Source organism: Stenotrophomonas sp. CFBP 13725, from assembly GCF_014841935.1.
In the GTDB taxonomy this organism is placed as follows: Bacteria; Pseudomonadota; Gammaproteobacteria; order Xanthomonadales; family Xanthomonadaceae; genus Stenotrophomonas.
The window spans coordinates 476653-491575 of sequence record NZ_JACYUV010000001.1 but is presented as its reverse complement, the minus strand read 5'-3'; the positions used below and the strand labels follow the sequence as shown (position 1 = coordinate 491575).

The window sequence follows — 14923 nt, the reverse complement described above, 5'->3', positions numbered from 1 at the left end:
TTGACGCCGTATTGAGCACACTGCGCGTTGAATGGGCCCGCGGGTTCAGCAGCAGATGCCGGGAGGCGGTTTGGAGCTCAGTTCTGCAGGCAGGGTGATCCGGGTCGGGCGCGAAGGCGCGAGGGGGCTCGGCAACGCCCTGCGCGACGCCTTCCCATGAGCCTGCCGGCAACCCCTCCCGCACCACCGCTGCAGTCGCAGCTGGATGCTGCACTTGCCGAGATCCGGCGATTGCGAGGGGTGATCGATGGCAGTGCCGCCGGGACCTGGGAGTGGAATCCGCAGACCGACGAGATGCGGGTCAATGCGCGATGGGCGGAGATCGTCGGCTACGCATTGGCCGAGCTGGAGCCGGTGTCGTCCGACACGTTCGTGCAGCTGGTGCACCCGGATGATCTGCAGCGCTCCGACGCCGTACTGTCCGCGCACCTGAGGGGCGAGACCCCGTTCTACGAGTGCCTGGTGCGCATGCGCCACCGCCAGGGCCACTGGGTCTGGGTGCAGGACCGTGGGCGGGTGCTGGAGTGGGATGCCCAAGGCGGTGGCCTGTGGATGGCGGGTGCGCATGCCGATGTGACCGATCTGCAGCAGGCGCGGCACGACGTATCGGCGGCCCGCCAGCGGTTGCAGTCGATCGTGGATGCGTCCGACGAAGTGGCGATCATCGTCACCGACCTCGCCGGAACGATCACGCTGTTCAATTCCGGTGCCGAGCGGCTGCTGGGTTATCGGGCGGACGAGGTCGTCGGACAGGCACGCCCGACGCTGTTCCACGATGTCCAGGACATGCAGCACTTCCTGCAGGCCCTGCCGGCGGAGCAGAGACGGGACGGCACGGATCTGTTCGGCATTCTCAGCGAGCGGGCGCGTGCGCATACGTTTTCGCGCCAATGGACCTTCGTACGCAAAGACGGGCGCCAGCGGCAGGTCCGTTTGTCCGTCAGCGCGCTGGCCGATGCGCAGGGCGACATCACCGGATTCGTCGGCATGGCGACGGACGTGACCGAGGTGCTGCAGGCGCGGGCCGAAGCCCGCTTGGCCGAGGAAAAGTTTGCCGGCGCCTTCACCAGTGCCGCGCTGGGCATGGGGCTGGTGTCGCTGGAAGGGCGCTGGCTGGACGTCAACGACGCGCTGTGCCGGATCCTCGGCTACTCCCGCGATGAGCTGCTGCAGGTTGATTTCCAGCGTCTGACCCATCCTGACGACCTGGACGCCGACCTGCAGCTGGTGGATGACCTGCTGCGCGGCAAGCGTGCCCACTATCATCTGGACAAGCGCTACATCAGCCGCGATGGCCACTTGATATGGGCGCGCCTGTCGGTGTCGCTGGTCCGCAGCGAACAGGGTGAGCCGCTGCATTTCGTATCGCAGATCCAGGACGTCACCAGCGAGCGCGCCAGCGAACTGCGCGTGCTGGAAGCCGAGGCGCGCAGCCGGATCACCCTGGATGCCGTGACCGACCTGGTGCTCAGCGTGGACCTGCACGGGCGCATCGAGCATGCCAACGCCGCAGCCGTCCGCGCGTTGCGCGGGGAGGGGACGCTGCATGGGCGCCACGTGTCCGAGGTGATGCAGCTGACCACCGAGTACGCGCCACAGTCGGTGCTGGACATGTTGGTGCTGCTGGATCCGGACAGCAATGCGGTGGATCTGCACTCGGATCTGCTGCTGGTGCAGGAGGGTGTCAACGTGCCGGTGGATGTATCGCAGGCATGGCTGCACGACGATGCCGGCACGCTGCGGGGGGCGGTGTGGGTGATCCGTGACGTGACCCAGCTGCGCGCCCGTCAGCGCGAGGCGCGGCAGCTGGCCGAGCTGGACCCTCTGACCGAGCTGATCAACCGGCGGGGGTTCGATGCCCATCTGCAGCAGGCGATCGCCCATCTGGAGCGGACGGGTCAGGCCGCCTCGCTGATGTTCATCGACCTGGATCAGTTCAAGCCGGTCAACGATACGTACGGCCATCTTGCCGGTGATGCGGTGTTGTGGGCAGTGGCCAACGTGCTGCGCCACGGCGTCCGCGATTCGGACGTGGTCGCGCGGCTGGGCGGTGACGAGTTCGCGGTGATCCTGGCGGGCTGCTCATTGCGGCGCGCGCGGCGCATCGCAGGCGAATTGCTGCACGGGATCGGCGGGCTGAGCATCCCATGGGAGCAGCACACGATACGCGTTGGGGTGAGCATCGGCATCGCGTCGATACGGGTCGGCATGAGCGTGGATGAAGCCGTGGCGGCTGCCGACGTGCAGTGCTATCGGGCCAAGGCGTCGGGTCGCAATACGGTGCAGTCCGAAACCGATGGCGAGGCGGATGTCCCGCCGGCCACTGTGGCGTGACGTGGTTTGCTGAAGATCTCAGCTGGTGAGAGCGGGGCAGGGAACACTGGCCGCACCTTCAGACACACCGGTGGCAGAGATGACAGGTTGGGATCAGAACGTACTTCGTGCCTATCGGCCCGCAATGGGCGCATGGGTGGCTGCGGTCCTCGGCTGGCTGCTGCTGGAGCAGCTGCAGGCCCAGGCGGTGCAGCTGGAGGTGGCAGCGGTGCTGCGCTGGACCGTGGTGGGACTGTTGATGACCACGCTCGGCCACGGTGGCTGGGTCAGCTGGGGATTGTGGCGGAGGGCGTGATCACAGGCACAAAAAAGCCAGGCGCGGGCCTGGCTGTTCTGATGTCACTGGTGCCGGTGAAAGGACTCGAACCTTCATGGGGTCACCCCCGGCTGATTTTGAGTCAGCTGCGTATACCATTCCGCCACACCGGCAGCGTGGCCGCGTAGTGTAAACAAAACTGCGGCAGACGGGTAGGGGCAGCGACGATCAGGCGGCCTCGCTCCACACGTACTGAATATCCTCGCGATCATCGAGAATGCGGTACTGGGCGGCAAGGTCGGTGGGGTCCGGATTCAGCCATGCATCCAGATGGGCGTCGCGGATGGGCACGATGCCCCGGTCGTGACCGGTCACTGCCACATCGCGTGGTGGCTCATCGGTCACGGCGGCGAAGGACAGCAGGCGACCTTCGGGACCCTCCCACTCGGCCCACAGGCAGGCAATCAACAGATCTCGCTGCGGCCGCGGCTGGAATTCCAGCACGACATCGCGCTCGTCATCGGCGGCTGCCAGCGGGAGCCCCTTGCGCGGCACGTGCTCATAGAACGACTGCACCACCACCACGCCATGGCGATGGCCGAAGGCGCCGCGCCAATAGCCCTCGAGGCTGTCCCTGCGCGCGTTGTAGGTGCCTGGATACAGGGCGTCGTTGCGCGCGGGTTTGTCAGGCAGCCTGCATTGGTAGCGCATCGGTTTGATCACCCGCCGGCCCTGTTCGGACACGATCACCGGCGCGTACGTGCCGGGAAAAATACGGTTGTCGCGCGGCAGGTGCTGGCTGCGCTGCAGGTCGTCCAGGCGTGACTGCGCGCGCTCGATCCGGTTGCCGGCGATGCGCAGTTCATTGCGGGCTTTCTGCGTGGGGGTGATGGCCAGGGCGGCCTGCGCGGTGCGGCGGCGTTCGTGCTGGCGGCGCAGTTCGGTCTCCAGTTCGGCGTGCTCGGTGGCATGCCATTGCTGGATCATCGCCACGATCTCGCGCCCCTGGTCGGTGCGCGCACCCCGGAATCCGTCGTCCATCGCCTTCGGTGTCTTCGGCCGTTTCTTGGCCGGGTCGAAGGTGTAAAGACGGGAGAATTCCTCCAGCGACATCGTCGCGCCGTAATGGCGGACCAGCTTGGCGTAATCGGCGCGGATCTGGGCGGAGTAGCACATGGAGGCAGCTTAGCGCAGGAAAAGAAAAACCCGGCCGAAGCCGGGTTTTTGCATAATTGGCGTCCCCACGGGGATTCGAACCCCGGTCGCCACCGTGAAAGGGTGATGTCCTAGGCCTCTAGACGATGGGGACGCACGAAAACTTGAGTTGTACTGCTATCCAGACGGCCTAATGCCTGGAGTGGTGGAGCCAAGCGGGATCGAACCGCTGACCTCCTGCATGCCATGCAGGCGCTCTCCCAGCTGAGCTATGGCCCCGATGAAACCCGGTTGCCTGATGGGTCAGGTTTCCGTTTGAAACTGGCGTCCCCACGGGGATTCGAACCCCGGTCGCCACCGTGAAAGGGTGATGTCCTAGGCCTCTAGACGATGGGGACGCACGAAAAACTTCAAGTTGTAGAACCTTCGACGGCCTATTGTCGAAAGTGGTGGAGCCAAGCGGGATCGAACCGCTGACCTCCTGCATGCCATGCAGGCGCTCTCCCAGCTGAGCTATGGCCCCGTTTAACCGAGCCGCCTATCATACCGGCTTATTCACGTTTGTGGAAGCACTTTTTCTGCTTCCTGTCGCCTGTATCGTCCCGCACCGGCAGTGAAGGAAATGCAATGCGCGCCGCCCGTGAAGGCCGAAGGCGATGAACAAAAAAGACCCGGTTTCGGCAGGTCCTGCTTGTCCAGATGAGTGGCGTCCCCACGGGGATTCGAACCCCGGTCGCCACCGTGAAAGGGTGATGTCCTAGGCCTCTAGACGATGGGGACGCGTATCTCATCAATTTTTTCGCGACCTTCCGACGGCCTATTGCCGGAAGTGTGGTGGAGCCAAGCGGGATCGAACCGCTGACCTCCTGCATGCCATGCAGGCGCTCTCCCAGCTGAGCTATGGCCCCACGTCGCCGAGGTGCGAAATCATAGCGATGGGGTCTGGGGATGGCAAGCATTTATTGCAGTTTTCTGCAGGCCTCTTCAGCCATCTGGAAGACGTTGTGTACGCAGTCGAAGCGCGTTGCCGATCACCGATATCGAACTCACACTCATCGCCACGGCGGCAAGCATCGGGGACAGGCTGATTCCCCATGGCATCAACATGCCGGCGGCTACCGGAATGCCGACCCCGTTGTAGACAAACGCGAACGCCAGGTTCTGCCGCATGTTGCGTACCGTGATGCGTGACAGATGGCGTGCACGCAGGATGCCGCGCAGGTCGCCCTTTACCAGCGTCACCTGTGCGCTGGACATGGCGACATCGGTGCCGGTGCCCATGGCGATGCCGACGTCGGCGCTGGCCATCGCCGGGGCATCATTGATGCCGTCGCCGGCCATCGCTACCTTGCGCCCCTCTGACTGCAGGCGCGTCACCAGCGTGGCTTTGTCCTGCGGGCTCATGGCGCCGTGCACCTCATCCAGATCCAGTGCAGCGGCCACCGCCTGCGCGGTGCGTGCGTCGTCGCCGCTGGCCATGATGATGCACAGGCCATCTGCGCGCAGCGCGGTGAGTGCCTCTGCGGTCGTGGACTTGATCGGATCGATCACCCACAGCACGCCCGCAAGTACCGTGTCGGCGGACAGGAACATCACGCTGGCACCGCGGCTGCGCTGGGCGTCCGCATCGGCCCGCGTTGCGCTTTGCAGCGTGACCGCGTTGTCGGCCATCAGGCTGCTGCTGCCAATCAGCAGCGCACGGCCATCGACCACGCCGCGCACGCCCCTGCCAGTAATCGAATCGACGTCTTCCACGGGCAACAGCGTGATCTGCCGACGGCGTGCTTCGGCCACGATGGCCGTGGCCAGGGGGTGCTCGCTGCCCTGGTCCAGGCTGGCCGCCAACTGCAGCACCTGGTCGGGCATGAAGCCGGGTGCCGCGATGACGCCACCGAATGCAGGGCGGCCCTCGGTCAGGGTGCCGGTCTTGTCCATTACCAACGTATCGATGTCGCCCAGCTTTTCGATCGCTTCGGCATCACGGAACAGCACCCCATGCCGCGCAGCGCGCCCGCTGGCGACCATGATCGACATCGGGGTGGCCAGGCCCAGCGCGCACGGGCAGGCAATGATCAACACCGCGACCGCGTTGAGCAGTCCATGCGTCCATGACGGCGGAGGGCCGAACAGCCCCCATCCCAGCAACGTCAGCACGGCGACCAGCAGCACCGCCAACACGAACCAGTACGCCACCTTGTCCGCCATCTTCTGCATCGGCGCGCGCGAACGCTGGGCCTGTGCCACCCACTGCACGATCTGCGACAGCAGGCTGGCCTCGCCTACGCGTACGGCCTCGATCACCAGTGCGCCGGTTCCATTCAACGAGGCGCCGATCACGCTGTCCCCCGCGCGCTTGGTGACCGGCACCGGCTCGCCGGTGAGCATCGATTCGTCCAGATGGGACTGGCCGTCGAGGATCAGGCCATCCGCGGGTACCTTCTCGCCGGGGCGTACGCGCAGGCGGTCACCCACCGCAATCGAAGACAGTGGCACGTCGTGTTCGCTGCCATCGGCATCGATCCGCCTCGCCGTCTTCGGTGCCAGACCCAGCAAGGCCCTGATCGCGTCGGACGTGCGCGCGCGTCCGCGCAGTTCCAGCAACTGGCCGAGCAGGGTCAGCGATACGATCATCGCGGCGGCTTCGAAATACACCGCGACATGGCCGTGCGTGCGGAACGAGGCCGGGAACAGGTCTGGAACCAGGGTGGCGACCAGCGAATAGCCGTAGGCGGCGATGACACCGGTGCCGATCAGTGTCCACATGTTCGGACTGCGGTTGACGATGGATTGCGCCCACCGCTGCAGGAAGGGCCAACCGGCCCACAGCACCACCGGCGTAGCGAGTGCGGCCTCCATCCAGACGCGCGCGCCCGCAGGCAGGGCATGCAGCAGGGGCGTCATCGCCAGCATGGCCAGCGCCATGGTGGCTGCGCTGAGCGGCAGCGACCACCAGAATCGACGGCGGAAGTCGATCAGCTCGGGACTCTCCTGCGTATCCAGCGTCGGCATCATCGGCTCCAGCGCCATGCCGCAGATCGGGCAGCTGCCCGGTCCGTCCTGGATGATCTCCGGGTCCATCGGACAGGTATACGGTGTTCCGGCGGCCACGATGGGGCGTGTCTGCGGATCGAGGAACCGGCGCGGATCGGCAATGAACCGTTCGCGGCAACGTGCACTACAGAAGTGCCATGCCGTGCCATCGTACTGGGTGCGGTGGGGCGTGGTGGCGGGGTCCACCGTCATGCCGCAGACCGGATCCTTCGCCTGCACGCTGTCGGCAGGGGCGGAGCTGCCGCAGCAGGCAGTCGGGCTCATGCGGGGTCCTCCTGCAGGGCGGCCATGATCGGGCAGGCGGCCAGCGCGCCATGGCCCGGGCAGGCATCGACGAGGTGCGCCAACGCCTCGCGCATCCGCTGCAGTTCGCGCAGCCGCTGGTCGATATCGGCAAGCCGGGCGGTAGCGGCCAGCCGCACTGCGGCCATGTCCTGCGGTGCGCGCGCCGACAACGAAAGCAGTTCAGCGATTTCCTGCAGGGTGAATCCCAACGTTTTGGCGCGTCGGATGAAGCGCAGCCGCTGCACCGCGTTCTCGTCGAAGACCCGATAGCCGGCCGCTGACCTGTGCACCGGCGGCAGTAGCTGCTGGCGCTCGTAATAGCGGACCGTATCGATAGGCACGCCCACATGGCGCGCGAGTTGACCAATGTTCATCTGCACCTCCGAATGTGACCATCATCAACCCTTGAGTGTGGTCTAGAGTCAATACCGAGCTAAATGCAAGGCTTTTGGCGCAGATTGCAGCTTTCTTCATAGCCTCGGCCTGTCCGCCGTTCCTAACCTGCAGCCACCGAAGAGTCACGCTGTCAATGGCGCCGACTCTGTTCGCGGTAGGCAAGAGGAGGAGCTGATGGACGCACACAAGAACGAGCTGACAGAAATCGCAGTAGTTGAATACCCGGGCGCCGACCCGTCTGCGGCATCGATGCTGGCCGAAATGGCCCACGTCGGAAACCGGCTCGCACAACAGCAGGGGCGCCATACCGCGCGCATCCTGGTGTCGCGCTGGGTCATGGCCAATGACGGCGGCGGGCCACAGCGCGTAGCCGGCGCGGACGTACTGGATGCGACGGTGCCTGCGATCATCGCCCTGCCGGGACAGGTAAGCCAGAACGGCCAGATCCGTGACGAGGCGATCCTGCTGGAATGGCTGAGTGCGCACTACGACGGCGGCAGCCTGCTGGCGGCGGTAAATGATGGAATCGGCGTGCTTTCACGTGCCGGGCTGTTGGCCGGGCGTGCCGTGGCCAGTCTGGACAGCACCCGTTTTCCCGGCCTGAATGCGCAGAGCGGCAGCTGGGTGCCCAGCGAGCGGTTGCTGGTGGATGATGGCGATCTGCTGACCGTCAGCGGCTCCCAGGCGTGGCGTTTCCTGGCCCTGCGCCTTCTGTACCGCGTGCACGGTCAAGGTGTCATGGCGGCCGTGGCCCAGCAGCAGGGCATCGTGGTGCCTGCGGCGATCCAGCAGGACCTGGAGCGGTTCAGTGCCAATTTCGCCCACGGTGACCGTGACGTGCTGAAGGCGCAGCGTTGGCTGCACACCACGGCGGCACGTGGTGCGACGCTGGGCGCGATCTGCCAGGCGTCGGGACTGGAGCCGCGCACGCTGCAGCGGCGGTTCCTGAAAGCGACGGGCCTGCGCCCCATCGAGTACTGTCAGCGGCTGCGCATCGCCAAGGCCCAGTTGCTGCTGCAGCAGGGCGGCGCGATCGATGAAGTGGCATGGGGGGTCGGTTACGCGGACCAGAGTGCGTTCCGGCGCCTGTTCCTGCGCATCGTCGGTATGACACCGGCGACGTATCGCCGCATGGTCTCCGGCAAGCTGCGTGATCGCTCGCTGGCGCCCGCGCCGGTGCCCTCGGTGATGGGTGCGCCGGTGCGCCCGGTAGATCGTCACGCTGCCTGAATGACGGCGCTTTCCCTGTCTTGTGCTGGATGCAGGGGTCGTGGAGCATCAGCGGTCGCGACAGTGCAGGGCAGGGTGTGGTGATGAGGGACAAGCGATGTTGAGTGTCGGGCCAGTACCGCTGCCGGTGGTGCTGGCCCTCGTGTTCCTGTTGCTTGCGATGGGGGTCGCGCGGTTCTGGCCACGGCCGCCGTTGCTGTCGTGGCGGCCTGCGAACGCGCTGCTGCTGGACATGTTCCTGCTCGGGCTGGTCGGTGCACGCGGAGTGTTCGTGCTGCGCAACGCCGCCTCTTACCTGGAGTCGCCCTGGTCGGTGCTGCGCATCGGCGATGGCGGGTTCGACCCATTGGGTTTCTTCGTCGTCGCTGCAGCCTGGGCCATCTGGCGCCTGCGCAAGGCACCCGCCGTGCGGGGGCCGGTGTTGGCGGCTGCGCTGCTGGGCAGCGGCGGCTGGCTGTTGGCGTCGTTCGGCCTGCAGCACCTGCAGGCACAGCGCGTGCAGGTGCCTGCGGTGGTGCTGCAGGACCTGGCAGGCGCGCCGGTCCGGCTCGCCGATACGCAGGGCCAGCCGCTGGTGCTGAATCTGTGGGCCAGCTGGTGCGGCCCCTGCGTGCGCGAAATGCCGGTGCTTTCCGCCGCGCAACGCCGGCATGGGCAGGTGCGCTTCGTGTTCGTCAACCAGGGCGAAGACGCTGAAACCGTCCAGCGCTTCCTACGGCAGCATGCGCCCGCGCTGCAGGGCGTGTTGCTGGATGCGCCGTCCGCCACCGGCGATGCGCTGGGGGTGCAGGCCTATCCCAGCACCCTGTTTTTCGACCGTGATGGTCGCCTTCGAGAGCTGCACCTCGGTGAACTTACCGCCGCCGGGCTGGAGCACAAACTGCGCCGGCTGAGGTAGCCTTGCGCACGCAATCAACCAGGAGTTTTCCATGTTGCCCACGTATCTGCGCGCTGCTCCGGTAGCGCTGGTGTTGCCGATCCTGCTGGCGGTGTCCGGCTGCGGCCAGGCGCAGGCCCCCACGCCTGCAGCCGCTGGCGGCGGCAAGCCGGCGGCGGTGGCCAAGGACGGCGCGGCCGTGCCTGCGCCGATCAAGGGCCTGCAGAAGCTGGGCTTCGAGGTGGTATCCGAATTCGACGCACCCGGTGGCCTGCGCGGCTTCGCCGGCGTGGTCGGCGGACAGCAGCCTGCGGCCGCCTACCTCACCCCGGATGGCAAGCACGTGGTGGTCGGCAGCCTGTTCGATGCGCAGGGCAATGACGTCGGGCGTGACCTGCTGACGGCAAAGGTCGCCGGGCCCATGACCACGAAGATCTGGAGCCAGCTGGAGAACAGCGCCTGGGTTGCCGATGGCAAGGCGGACGCGCCACGCGTGGTCTACACCTTTGGCGATGCCAATTGCCCGTACTGCCACCGATTCTGGGATGCGGCGCGTCCCTGGGTGGATGCCGGCAAGGTGCAGCTGCGCCACATCATGGTCGGTGTCATCCGCGAAGACAGCCCCGGCAAGGCGGCGGCCATCATCGGTGCGAAGGACCCCAGCGCGGCGTTGCTGGAAAACGAGCGCGGCTTCGAACGCGGCGGCATCAAGCCGGTCGCCATCAGTGCCGATGTCGGCCGCAAGCTGGAGGCCAACCAGGCGTTGATGGTGGAACTTGGTTTCCAGGGAACGCCGGGGATCCTGTTCAAGGATGCCGAAGGCAACGTACAGCGTCGCTCGGGCATGCCGCAGGGCAATGACCTTGAGCTGATGTTCGGTCCGCGCTGAGTACCGCAAGGGTAAGGGCGATGCGCCGGGCAAAGCCCGGCGTCACGGGGTCACGCCGGGCTTGAAGCTGCGCAAGAGCCGCAGACGCCGTGCAGGGATCCGCCAGCGACGCCAGCGGAGCTGGCCAGGGTGCCCCGGGCGCGCCTGCGACCTTTGGCGTATGCGTCAGAGGTTGACAGCAAATAACCCGGTAACCGACTCTTCACCTGTTGGGTTGCTCTGCGACCCGCAGCAGGTTGTCACGCCGGACGGAGGGGTCCGTGCGCAGGCCTGCTGCACCCCGGCCCGCGCAGCATCGCTTTGGTGATGCCTGCGCATGGCTAGCGCTGCTCCCTTCGGCGGCACCCTTTCCAGGACCGACTGCGTAGGCATCGGTATTCAAACGTCCGTCGATGAAAACGTTTACACAGCAGCTTTCCCTCTCCGCGGCCATTGCCGTCGCGCTCTCCGCACCGGCCTTCGCGGCCGACACCGCGCCCGGCTTCAGCGTGCTTGCGCTGGAAAAAGCCCCGGCCAGTGCCGATGTCGCGGCGCTTGCCAGCCAGTTGCCTGGCCTGCAGGCCGATATCGTGGCCGTGCACGAGGTCCAGCGCGCAGCGGGGGCGATCGACCCGCTGCAGACCCTGGCTGACCAGCTGGGTTACGCCTATCGCTTCGTGCAGGCCGATGTCGATGCGCAGGGCAACGCGCGCGGCCAGGTGGTGCTGAGCCGCTTGCCGGTGCAGGCCGAATCCGGCCCGGACCATCCGGGCCGCAGCTACCTGCGCGTGGCCGACGGCCGCAACGTGGTAGCGCTGTATACCGATGCGGACCAGGATGCCAACGGCATGGCCTCGCTGTTGAGTGCCTCGCGTCTTGGCGCACCGGCGGTGGTGCTGGGTGGCAAGGCAGGCATCGATGGATTCACCGCGACCGGACTGGACAGCGCCGCAAGCGCGGGTTTCGCCGACGCGGATGTGCAGAAGGTGGCGCTGCGTGATGCGGCCGGCAAGTCGCTGGCCGCGCGGCTGCTGGTGCTGGGCTACGCCGAAGCGGCGGGCGGCGCGAAGCCGTGGATGGATGCGGCCCTGAGTGCGGATGAGCGCACGCGGCTGTTACTGGGTGAAATGACCCAGGACGAAAAATTCCAGATGCTGCGCAGCTACTTCGGCCTGGGCAAGGACGGCGGCCCGCTGCCGGAAGGCGCGGTCGGTTCGGCCGGTTTCGTACCGGGCGTGGAGCGGCTGGGCATCCCGGCGCAGCAGTCTGCCGATGCGGGCGTGGGCGTCACCAATCCGGGCGGCATCCGCCCGGGTGATTTCGCTACCGCCATGCCGTCGGGCCCGTCCACTGCCTCCAGCTGGAACCCGGAAGTGGCCTATACCGGCGGTGCCACGATGGGCCGCGAGGCCTGGCAGCAGCGCTTCAACATCCTGCTGGGTGGCAGCGTCAACCTGCAGCGTGACCCGCGCAACGGCCGCAACTTCGAGTACGCCGGTGAGGATCCGTTGCTGGCCGGCGTGATCGTCGGTGAGTCGATCCGTGGCATCCAGAGCCAGCACGTCATCTCCACGATGAAGCATTACGCGCTGAACGACATGGAGACACGGCGCAATTTCCACAGCGTGCAGATCGGCGACCAGGCCATGCACGAGTCGGACCTGCTGGCGTTCGAGATCGCCATCGAGCTGGGCAAGCCCGGTTCGGCCATGTGTTCGTACAACAAGATCAACGGCATCTACGGTTGCGAACATCCCTACCTGATGAACCAGGTGCTGAAGCAGGAGTGGAAGTTCCCCGGTTTCGTGATGTCGGATTGGGGCGGCGTGCACAGCGGTTCGAAGGCCGCCCTGGCCGGGCTGGACCAGCAGTCGGCCGGCGAAGTCTTCGATGCCACCACGTTCTTCGATGCACCACTGCGCATGGCCGTGGCCGGTGGCGTGGTGCCGCAGGCCCGCCTGGATGACATGGTGTCGCGCATCCTGCGCACGATGTTCCTGCACGGCAACTTCGACAATCCGCCGCAGCACCTGAAGATCGACGTCGAAGCCGGCTTCGCCGCGGCCCAGCGCACGGTCGAAGAGGGCAGCGTCCTGCTGCGCAACGAGGGCAACCTGTTGCCGCTGGCCGACAGTGTCAAGCGCATCGTGATCATCGGCGGCCACGCGGACAAGGGCGTGATCGGCGGCGGCGGTTCGTCGATGGTCGGCATCACTGCCAAGGGCACCAACGCGGTACCGGGCGTGCTGCCGACGACGTGGCCGGGCCCGGTGATGTTCCACCCGTCCTCGCCACTGGAAGCACTGCGTGCCGAACGTCCGGACGCCGACATCCAGTACGTGGACGGCCGTAACACCGCCGCTGCGGCACGCGCTGCGGCCCAGGCCGATGTGGCCATCGTGTTTGCTACCCAGTGGGCGGCAGAGTCGGTGGATCTGCCGGATATGCAGTTGCCGGACAAGCAGGACGGCTTGATCGCCGCCGTGGCCAAGGCCAATCCGAAGACCGTGGTCGTGCTGGAAACCAACGGCCCGGTGCGCACCCCGTGGCTGCAGCAGGTGCCGGCGCTGATGCAGGCATGGTACCCGGGCATCCGTGGCGGTGAAGGCATCGCGGCGTTGTTGACCGGCAAGGCCAACCCGTCCGGCCGCCTGCCGGTGACCTGGGTGGTTGACGAATCGCAGCTGCCGCGGCCGCAGATCCCGGGCCTCGGCTTCAACCCGAAGCAGCCGCCGGTGGATATCTTCGACTTCGATATCGAAGGCGCCAACGTGGGCTACAAGTGGGCAGCGGCCAAGGGCCTGGTGCCGACGTTCGCGTTTGGCCACGGCCTGTCGTACACGCAGTTCGCGTACGAGAACCTGAGCGTCAGCGTGGAGGGTCAGCGTCTGGTGGCCAGCGTGGATGTACGCAACACCGGTGCACGCGCCGGTGCGGACGTGGCCCAGCTGTACCTCAAGCTGCCGCAGGGGCACACCACGCCGATCCGCCTGGTGGGCTTCGACAAGGTGACGCTGCAGCCGGGCGAACAGCGCCGCATCCGCATCGATGCCGAGCCGAAAACGCTGGCCGATTTTGATCCGGCGACGCGCCAGTGGACGATCGCGGCGGGCACCTACCAGGTGCAGTTGGGTCGTACGGCCGCCGAGCCGCTGCAGGTCGTGGACATCACGCTGCAGGAAACACCGGTCCGCTGATCCAGGCGACGAACAGAGCCCGCCCGCGCAAGCAGGCGGGCTCTTTTACGTTGTGGCGTCGTGTCCGCTGGCTCAACTGCCCAGTGCGGGGTAGTCGGTGTATCCGTGTTCGCCGCCGCCGTACAGCGTGTCCTGGTCCGGCTGTGCCAGCGGGGCATTCCGGCGCAGGCGTTCCACCAAGTCCGGATTGGCAATGAAGGGCCGCCCAAACGCGACCGCGTCGGCCTGCCCGGCCGTGAGCACGTCGACAGCGTGCTGCTTGTCGTACCCATTGTTGACGATCCACGGCCCGGTGAAGCGTGAGCGCAACGCAGCGTAATCAAAGTCGATGTTGTCACGGTCGCCACCGGTGGCGCCTTCGATGACGTGGACAAAGGCCAGTCCGCCGATACCTTCCAGACGCTCCACCGCGCGCTCGAACAAGGGCTGCGGGTTGCTGTCGTGGGCATCGTTGGCCGGCGTGGTCGGCGACAGGCGCACACCGGTGCGTGCGGCACCGATGGTGTCGGCGACGGCACTGACGACTTCAAACAACAGACGGGTACGGTTTTCGATGCTGCCGCCGTACGCATCGTCGCGGTGGTTGCTGCCATCGCGCAGGAACTGGTCGATCAGGTAGCCGTTGGCGGCGTGGACCTCCACGCCGTCGAAGCCTGCGGTGATCGCATTGCGTGCGGCGATACGGTAGTCCTCGACGAGGCCCGGCAGCTCATCCAGTGCCAACGCGCGCGGCGTGGAGACCTCTTCGAATCCGTTCGCCGTGAACGTCTTCGTATCCGCACGCAGGGCGCTGGGCGCTACCGGGACCTCACCGTCCGGCAGCAGGCTGGTATGCGAGATCCGGCCGACATGCCACAGCTGCAGGACGATGCGTCCGCCGCGAGCGTGCACTTCGTCGGTGATCGCTTTCCAACCGGTGATCTGCGCGTCGCTGTAGATGCCGGGTGTGTCCAGGTACCCCTGGCCGAGCGGGCTGATCTGGGTGGCTTCGGCAATGATCAGGCCGGCACTTGCGCGCTGTCCGTAGTACGTCGCCGCCAGTGGCGTGGGCACGCGATCTGCCTGCGCGCGGTTGCGCGTCAGCGGGGCCATCACGATCCGGTTGGCGATGTCGATGTCGCCCAGGCGGGTGGGGGAGAACAACACGGTGTCATGGTCTGACATGGAAACCTCGTGGTGGGGAAGGAGGATCTGCAGCATCGCAGCGAACATAGGCGATGCGGTGTTGCAATCATGGGAAGGCCTGTTGCACGAGGCGTGGACAGAGAAGGCAG

Annotated in this window: 10 protein-coding genes and 7 tRNA genes; 6 read left to right on the top strand and 11 right to left on the bottom strand. The window is 66.4% G+C overall.

Annotated features, from left to right (window positions below; all coding sequences use genetic code 11):
- The first annotated feature begins 156 nt into the window (after positions 1–156).
- Together IFT65_RS02125 and IFT65_RS02120 are read left to right on the top strand one after the other, a co-directional pair.
- Entirely contained in the window at positions 157–2334 is a 2178-nt protein-coding gene (locus IFT65_RS02125) for a PAS domain S-box protein (RefSeq protein ID WP_192079782.1), read from the top strand.
- Positions 2335–2413: 79 nt separating this feature from the next.
- Positions 2414–2629, top strand: a complete 216-nt coding sequence (locus tag IFT65_RS02120; protein WP_192079780.1) for a hypothetical protein — start codon at positions 2414–2416, stop codon at positions 2627–2629.
- Positions 2630–2677: 48 nt separating this feature from the next.
- On the opposite strand, the gene IFT65_RS02115 is transcribed toward IFT65_RS02120, so the two are convergent.
- From IFT65_RS02115 to IFT65_RS02070, 10 genes are all read right to left on the bottom strand, one after another.
- Positions 2678–2763 (bottom strand) — tRNA-Leu (locus tag IFT65_RS02115).
- A 55-nt stretch (positions 2764–2818) separates the two neighbouring features.
- Complete coding sequence (locus tag IFT65_RS02110) at positions 2819–3766, bottom strand: SOS response-associated peptidase family protein (protein ID WP_192079778.1); 948 nt, start codon at positions 3764–3766, stop codon at positions 2819–2821.
- A 57-nt stretch (positions 3767–3823) separates the two neighbouring features.
- A tRNA-Glu gene (locus IFT65_RS02105) sits at positions 3824–3899 on the bottom strand.
- Positions 3900–3948: 49 nt separating this feature from the next.
- Positions 3949–4024, bottom strand: a tRNA-Ala gene (locus IFT65_RS02100).
- Between the two features lie 43 nt (positions 4025–4067).
- Positions 4068–4143: transfer RNA gene (locus IFT65_RS02095), tRNA-Glu, on the bottom strand.
- A gap of 49 nt (positions 4144–4192) precedes the next feature.
- Positions 4193–4268 (bottom strand) — tRNA-Ala (locus tag IFT65_RS02090).
- Between the two features lie 181 nt (positions 4269–4449).
- Positions 4450–4525: transfer RNA gene (locus IFT65_RS02085), tRNA-Glu, on the bottom strand.
- Positions 4526–4577: 52 nt separating this feature from the next.
- Positions 4578–4653 (bottom strand) — tRNA-Ala (locus IFT65_RS02080).
- A 76-nt stretch (positions 4654–4729) separates the two neighbouring features.
- Positions 4730–7060: a heavy metal translocating P-type ATPase gene (locus tag IFT65_RS02075; protein ID WP_192079776.1), complete on the bottom strand. Its 2331-nt coding sequence runs from the start codon at positions 7058–7060 to the stop codon at positions 4730–4732.
- Positions 7057–7455, bottom strand: coding sequence for a heavy metal-responsive transcriptional regulator (locus tag IFT65_RS02070; RefSeq protein ID WP_192079774.1), 399 nt, complete (start codon positions 7453–7455; stop codon positions 7057–7059). The genes IFT65_RS02075 and IFT65_RS02070 overlap by 4 nt, the downstream gene beginning before the upstream one ends.
- A 196-nt stretch (positions 7456–7651) precedes the next feature.
- On the opposite strand from IFT65_RS02070, the gene IFT65_RS02065 reads away from it, so the two are divergent.
- The 4 genes from IFT65_RS02065 (at position 7652) to IFT65_RS02050 (ending at position 13649) form a co-directional block, all read left to right on the top strand.
- The gene (locus tag IFT65_RS02065) at positions 7652–8707 is read left to right on the top strand and encodes a helix-turn-helix domain-containing protein (protein ID WP_192079772.1); all 1056 of its coding nucleotides are present in this window, start codon (positions 7652–7654) and stop codon (positions 8705–8707) included.
- 97 nt (positions 8708–8804) lie between these two features.
- Entirely contained in the window at positions 8805–9605 is an 801-nt protein-coding gene (locus tag IFT65_RS02060; RefSeq protein ID WP_192079770.1) for a TlpA disulfide reductase family protein, read from the top strand.
- 31 nt (positions 9606–9636) lie between these two features.
- Positions 9637–10473: a thiol:disulfide interchange protein DsbG gene (dsbG, locus tag IFT65_RS02055; RefSeq protein WP_192079768.1), complete on the top strand. Its 837-nt coding sequence runs from the start codon at positions 9637–9639 to the stop codon at positions 10471–10473.
- A 392-nt stretch (positions 10474–10865) separates the two neighbouring features.
- Positions 10866–13649 (top strand): glycoside hydrolase family 3 C-terminal domain-containing protein, encoded by a 2784-nt coding sequence (locus IFT65_RS02050; RefSeq protein WP_192079766.1) that lies wholly within the window; start codon positions 10866–10868, stop codon positions 13647–13649.
- Between the two features lie 72 nt (positions 13650–13721).
- On the opposite strand, the gene IFT65_RS02045 is transcribed toward IFT65_RS02050, so the two are convergent.
- Positions 13722–14813 carry an alkene reductase gene (locus IFT65_RS02045; protein ID WP_192079764.1) on the bottom strand — a complete coding sequence of 364 codons (1092 nt, stop codon included), beginning with the start codon at positions 14811–14813 and terminating at the stop codon, positions 13722–13724.
- Positions 14814–14923: the final 110 nt, after the last annotated feature.

Excerpts from the sequence above, each read along its gene's own strand:
- IFT65_RS02065 (WP_192079772.1), top strand. The coding sequence starts at position 7,652 with ATGGACGCACACAAGAACGAGCTGACAGAAATCGCAGTAGTTGAATAC.
- IFT65_RS02110 (WP_192079778.1), bottom strand. The coding sequence starts at position 3,766 with ATGTGCTACTCCGCCCAGATCCGCGCCGATTACGCCAAGCTGGTCCGC.
- IFT65_RS02125 (WP_192079782.1), top strand. The coding sequence starts at position 157 with ATGAGCCTGCCGGCAACCCCTCCCGCACCACCGCTGCAGTCGCAGCTG.
- dsbG (WP_192079768.1), top strand. The coding sequence starts at position 9,637 with ATGTTGCCCACGTATCTGCGCGCTGCTCCGGTAGCGCTGGTGTTGCCG.
- IFT65_RS02120 (WP_192079780.1), top strand. The coding sequence starts at position 2,414 with ATGACAGGTTGGGATCAGAACGTACTTCGTGCCTATCGGCCCGCAATG.
- IFT65_RS02045 (WP_192079764.1), bottom strand. The coding sequence starts at position 14,813 with ATGTCAGACCATGACACCGTGTTGTTCTCCCCCACCCGCCTGGGCGAC.
- IFT65_RS02050 (WP_192079766.1), top strand. The coding sequence starts at position 10,866 with ATGAAAACGTTTACACAGCAGCTTTCCCTCTCCGCGGCCATTGCCGTC.
- IFT65_RS02075 (WP_192079776.1), bottom strand. The coding sequence starts at position 7,060 with ATGAGCCCGACTGCCTGCTGCGGCAGCTCCGCCCCTGCCGACAGCGTG.
- IFT65_RS02070 (WP_192079774.1), bottom strand. The coding sequence starts at position 7,455 with ATGAACATTGGTCAACTCGCGCGCCATGTGGGCGTGCCTATCGATACG.
- IFT65_RS02060 (WP_192079770.1), top strand. The coding sequence starts at position 8,805 with ATGTTGAGTGTCGGGCCAGTACCGCTGCCGGTGGTGCTGGCCCTCGTG.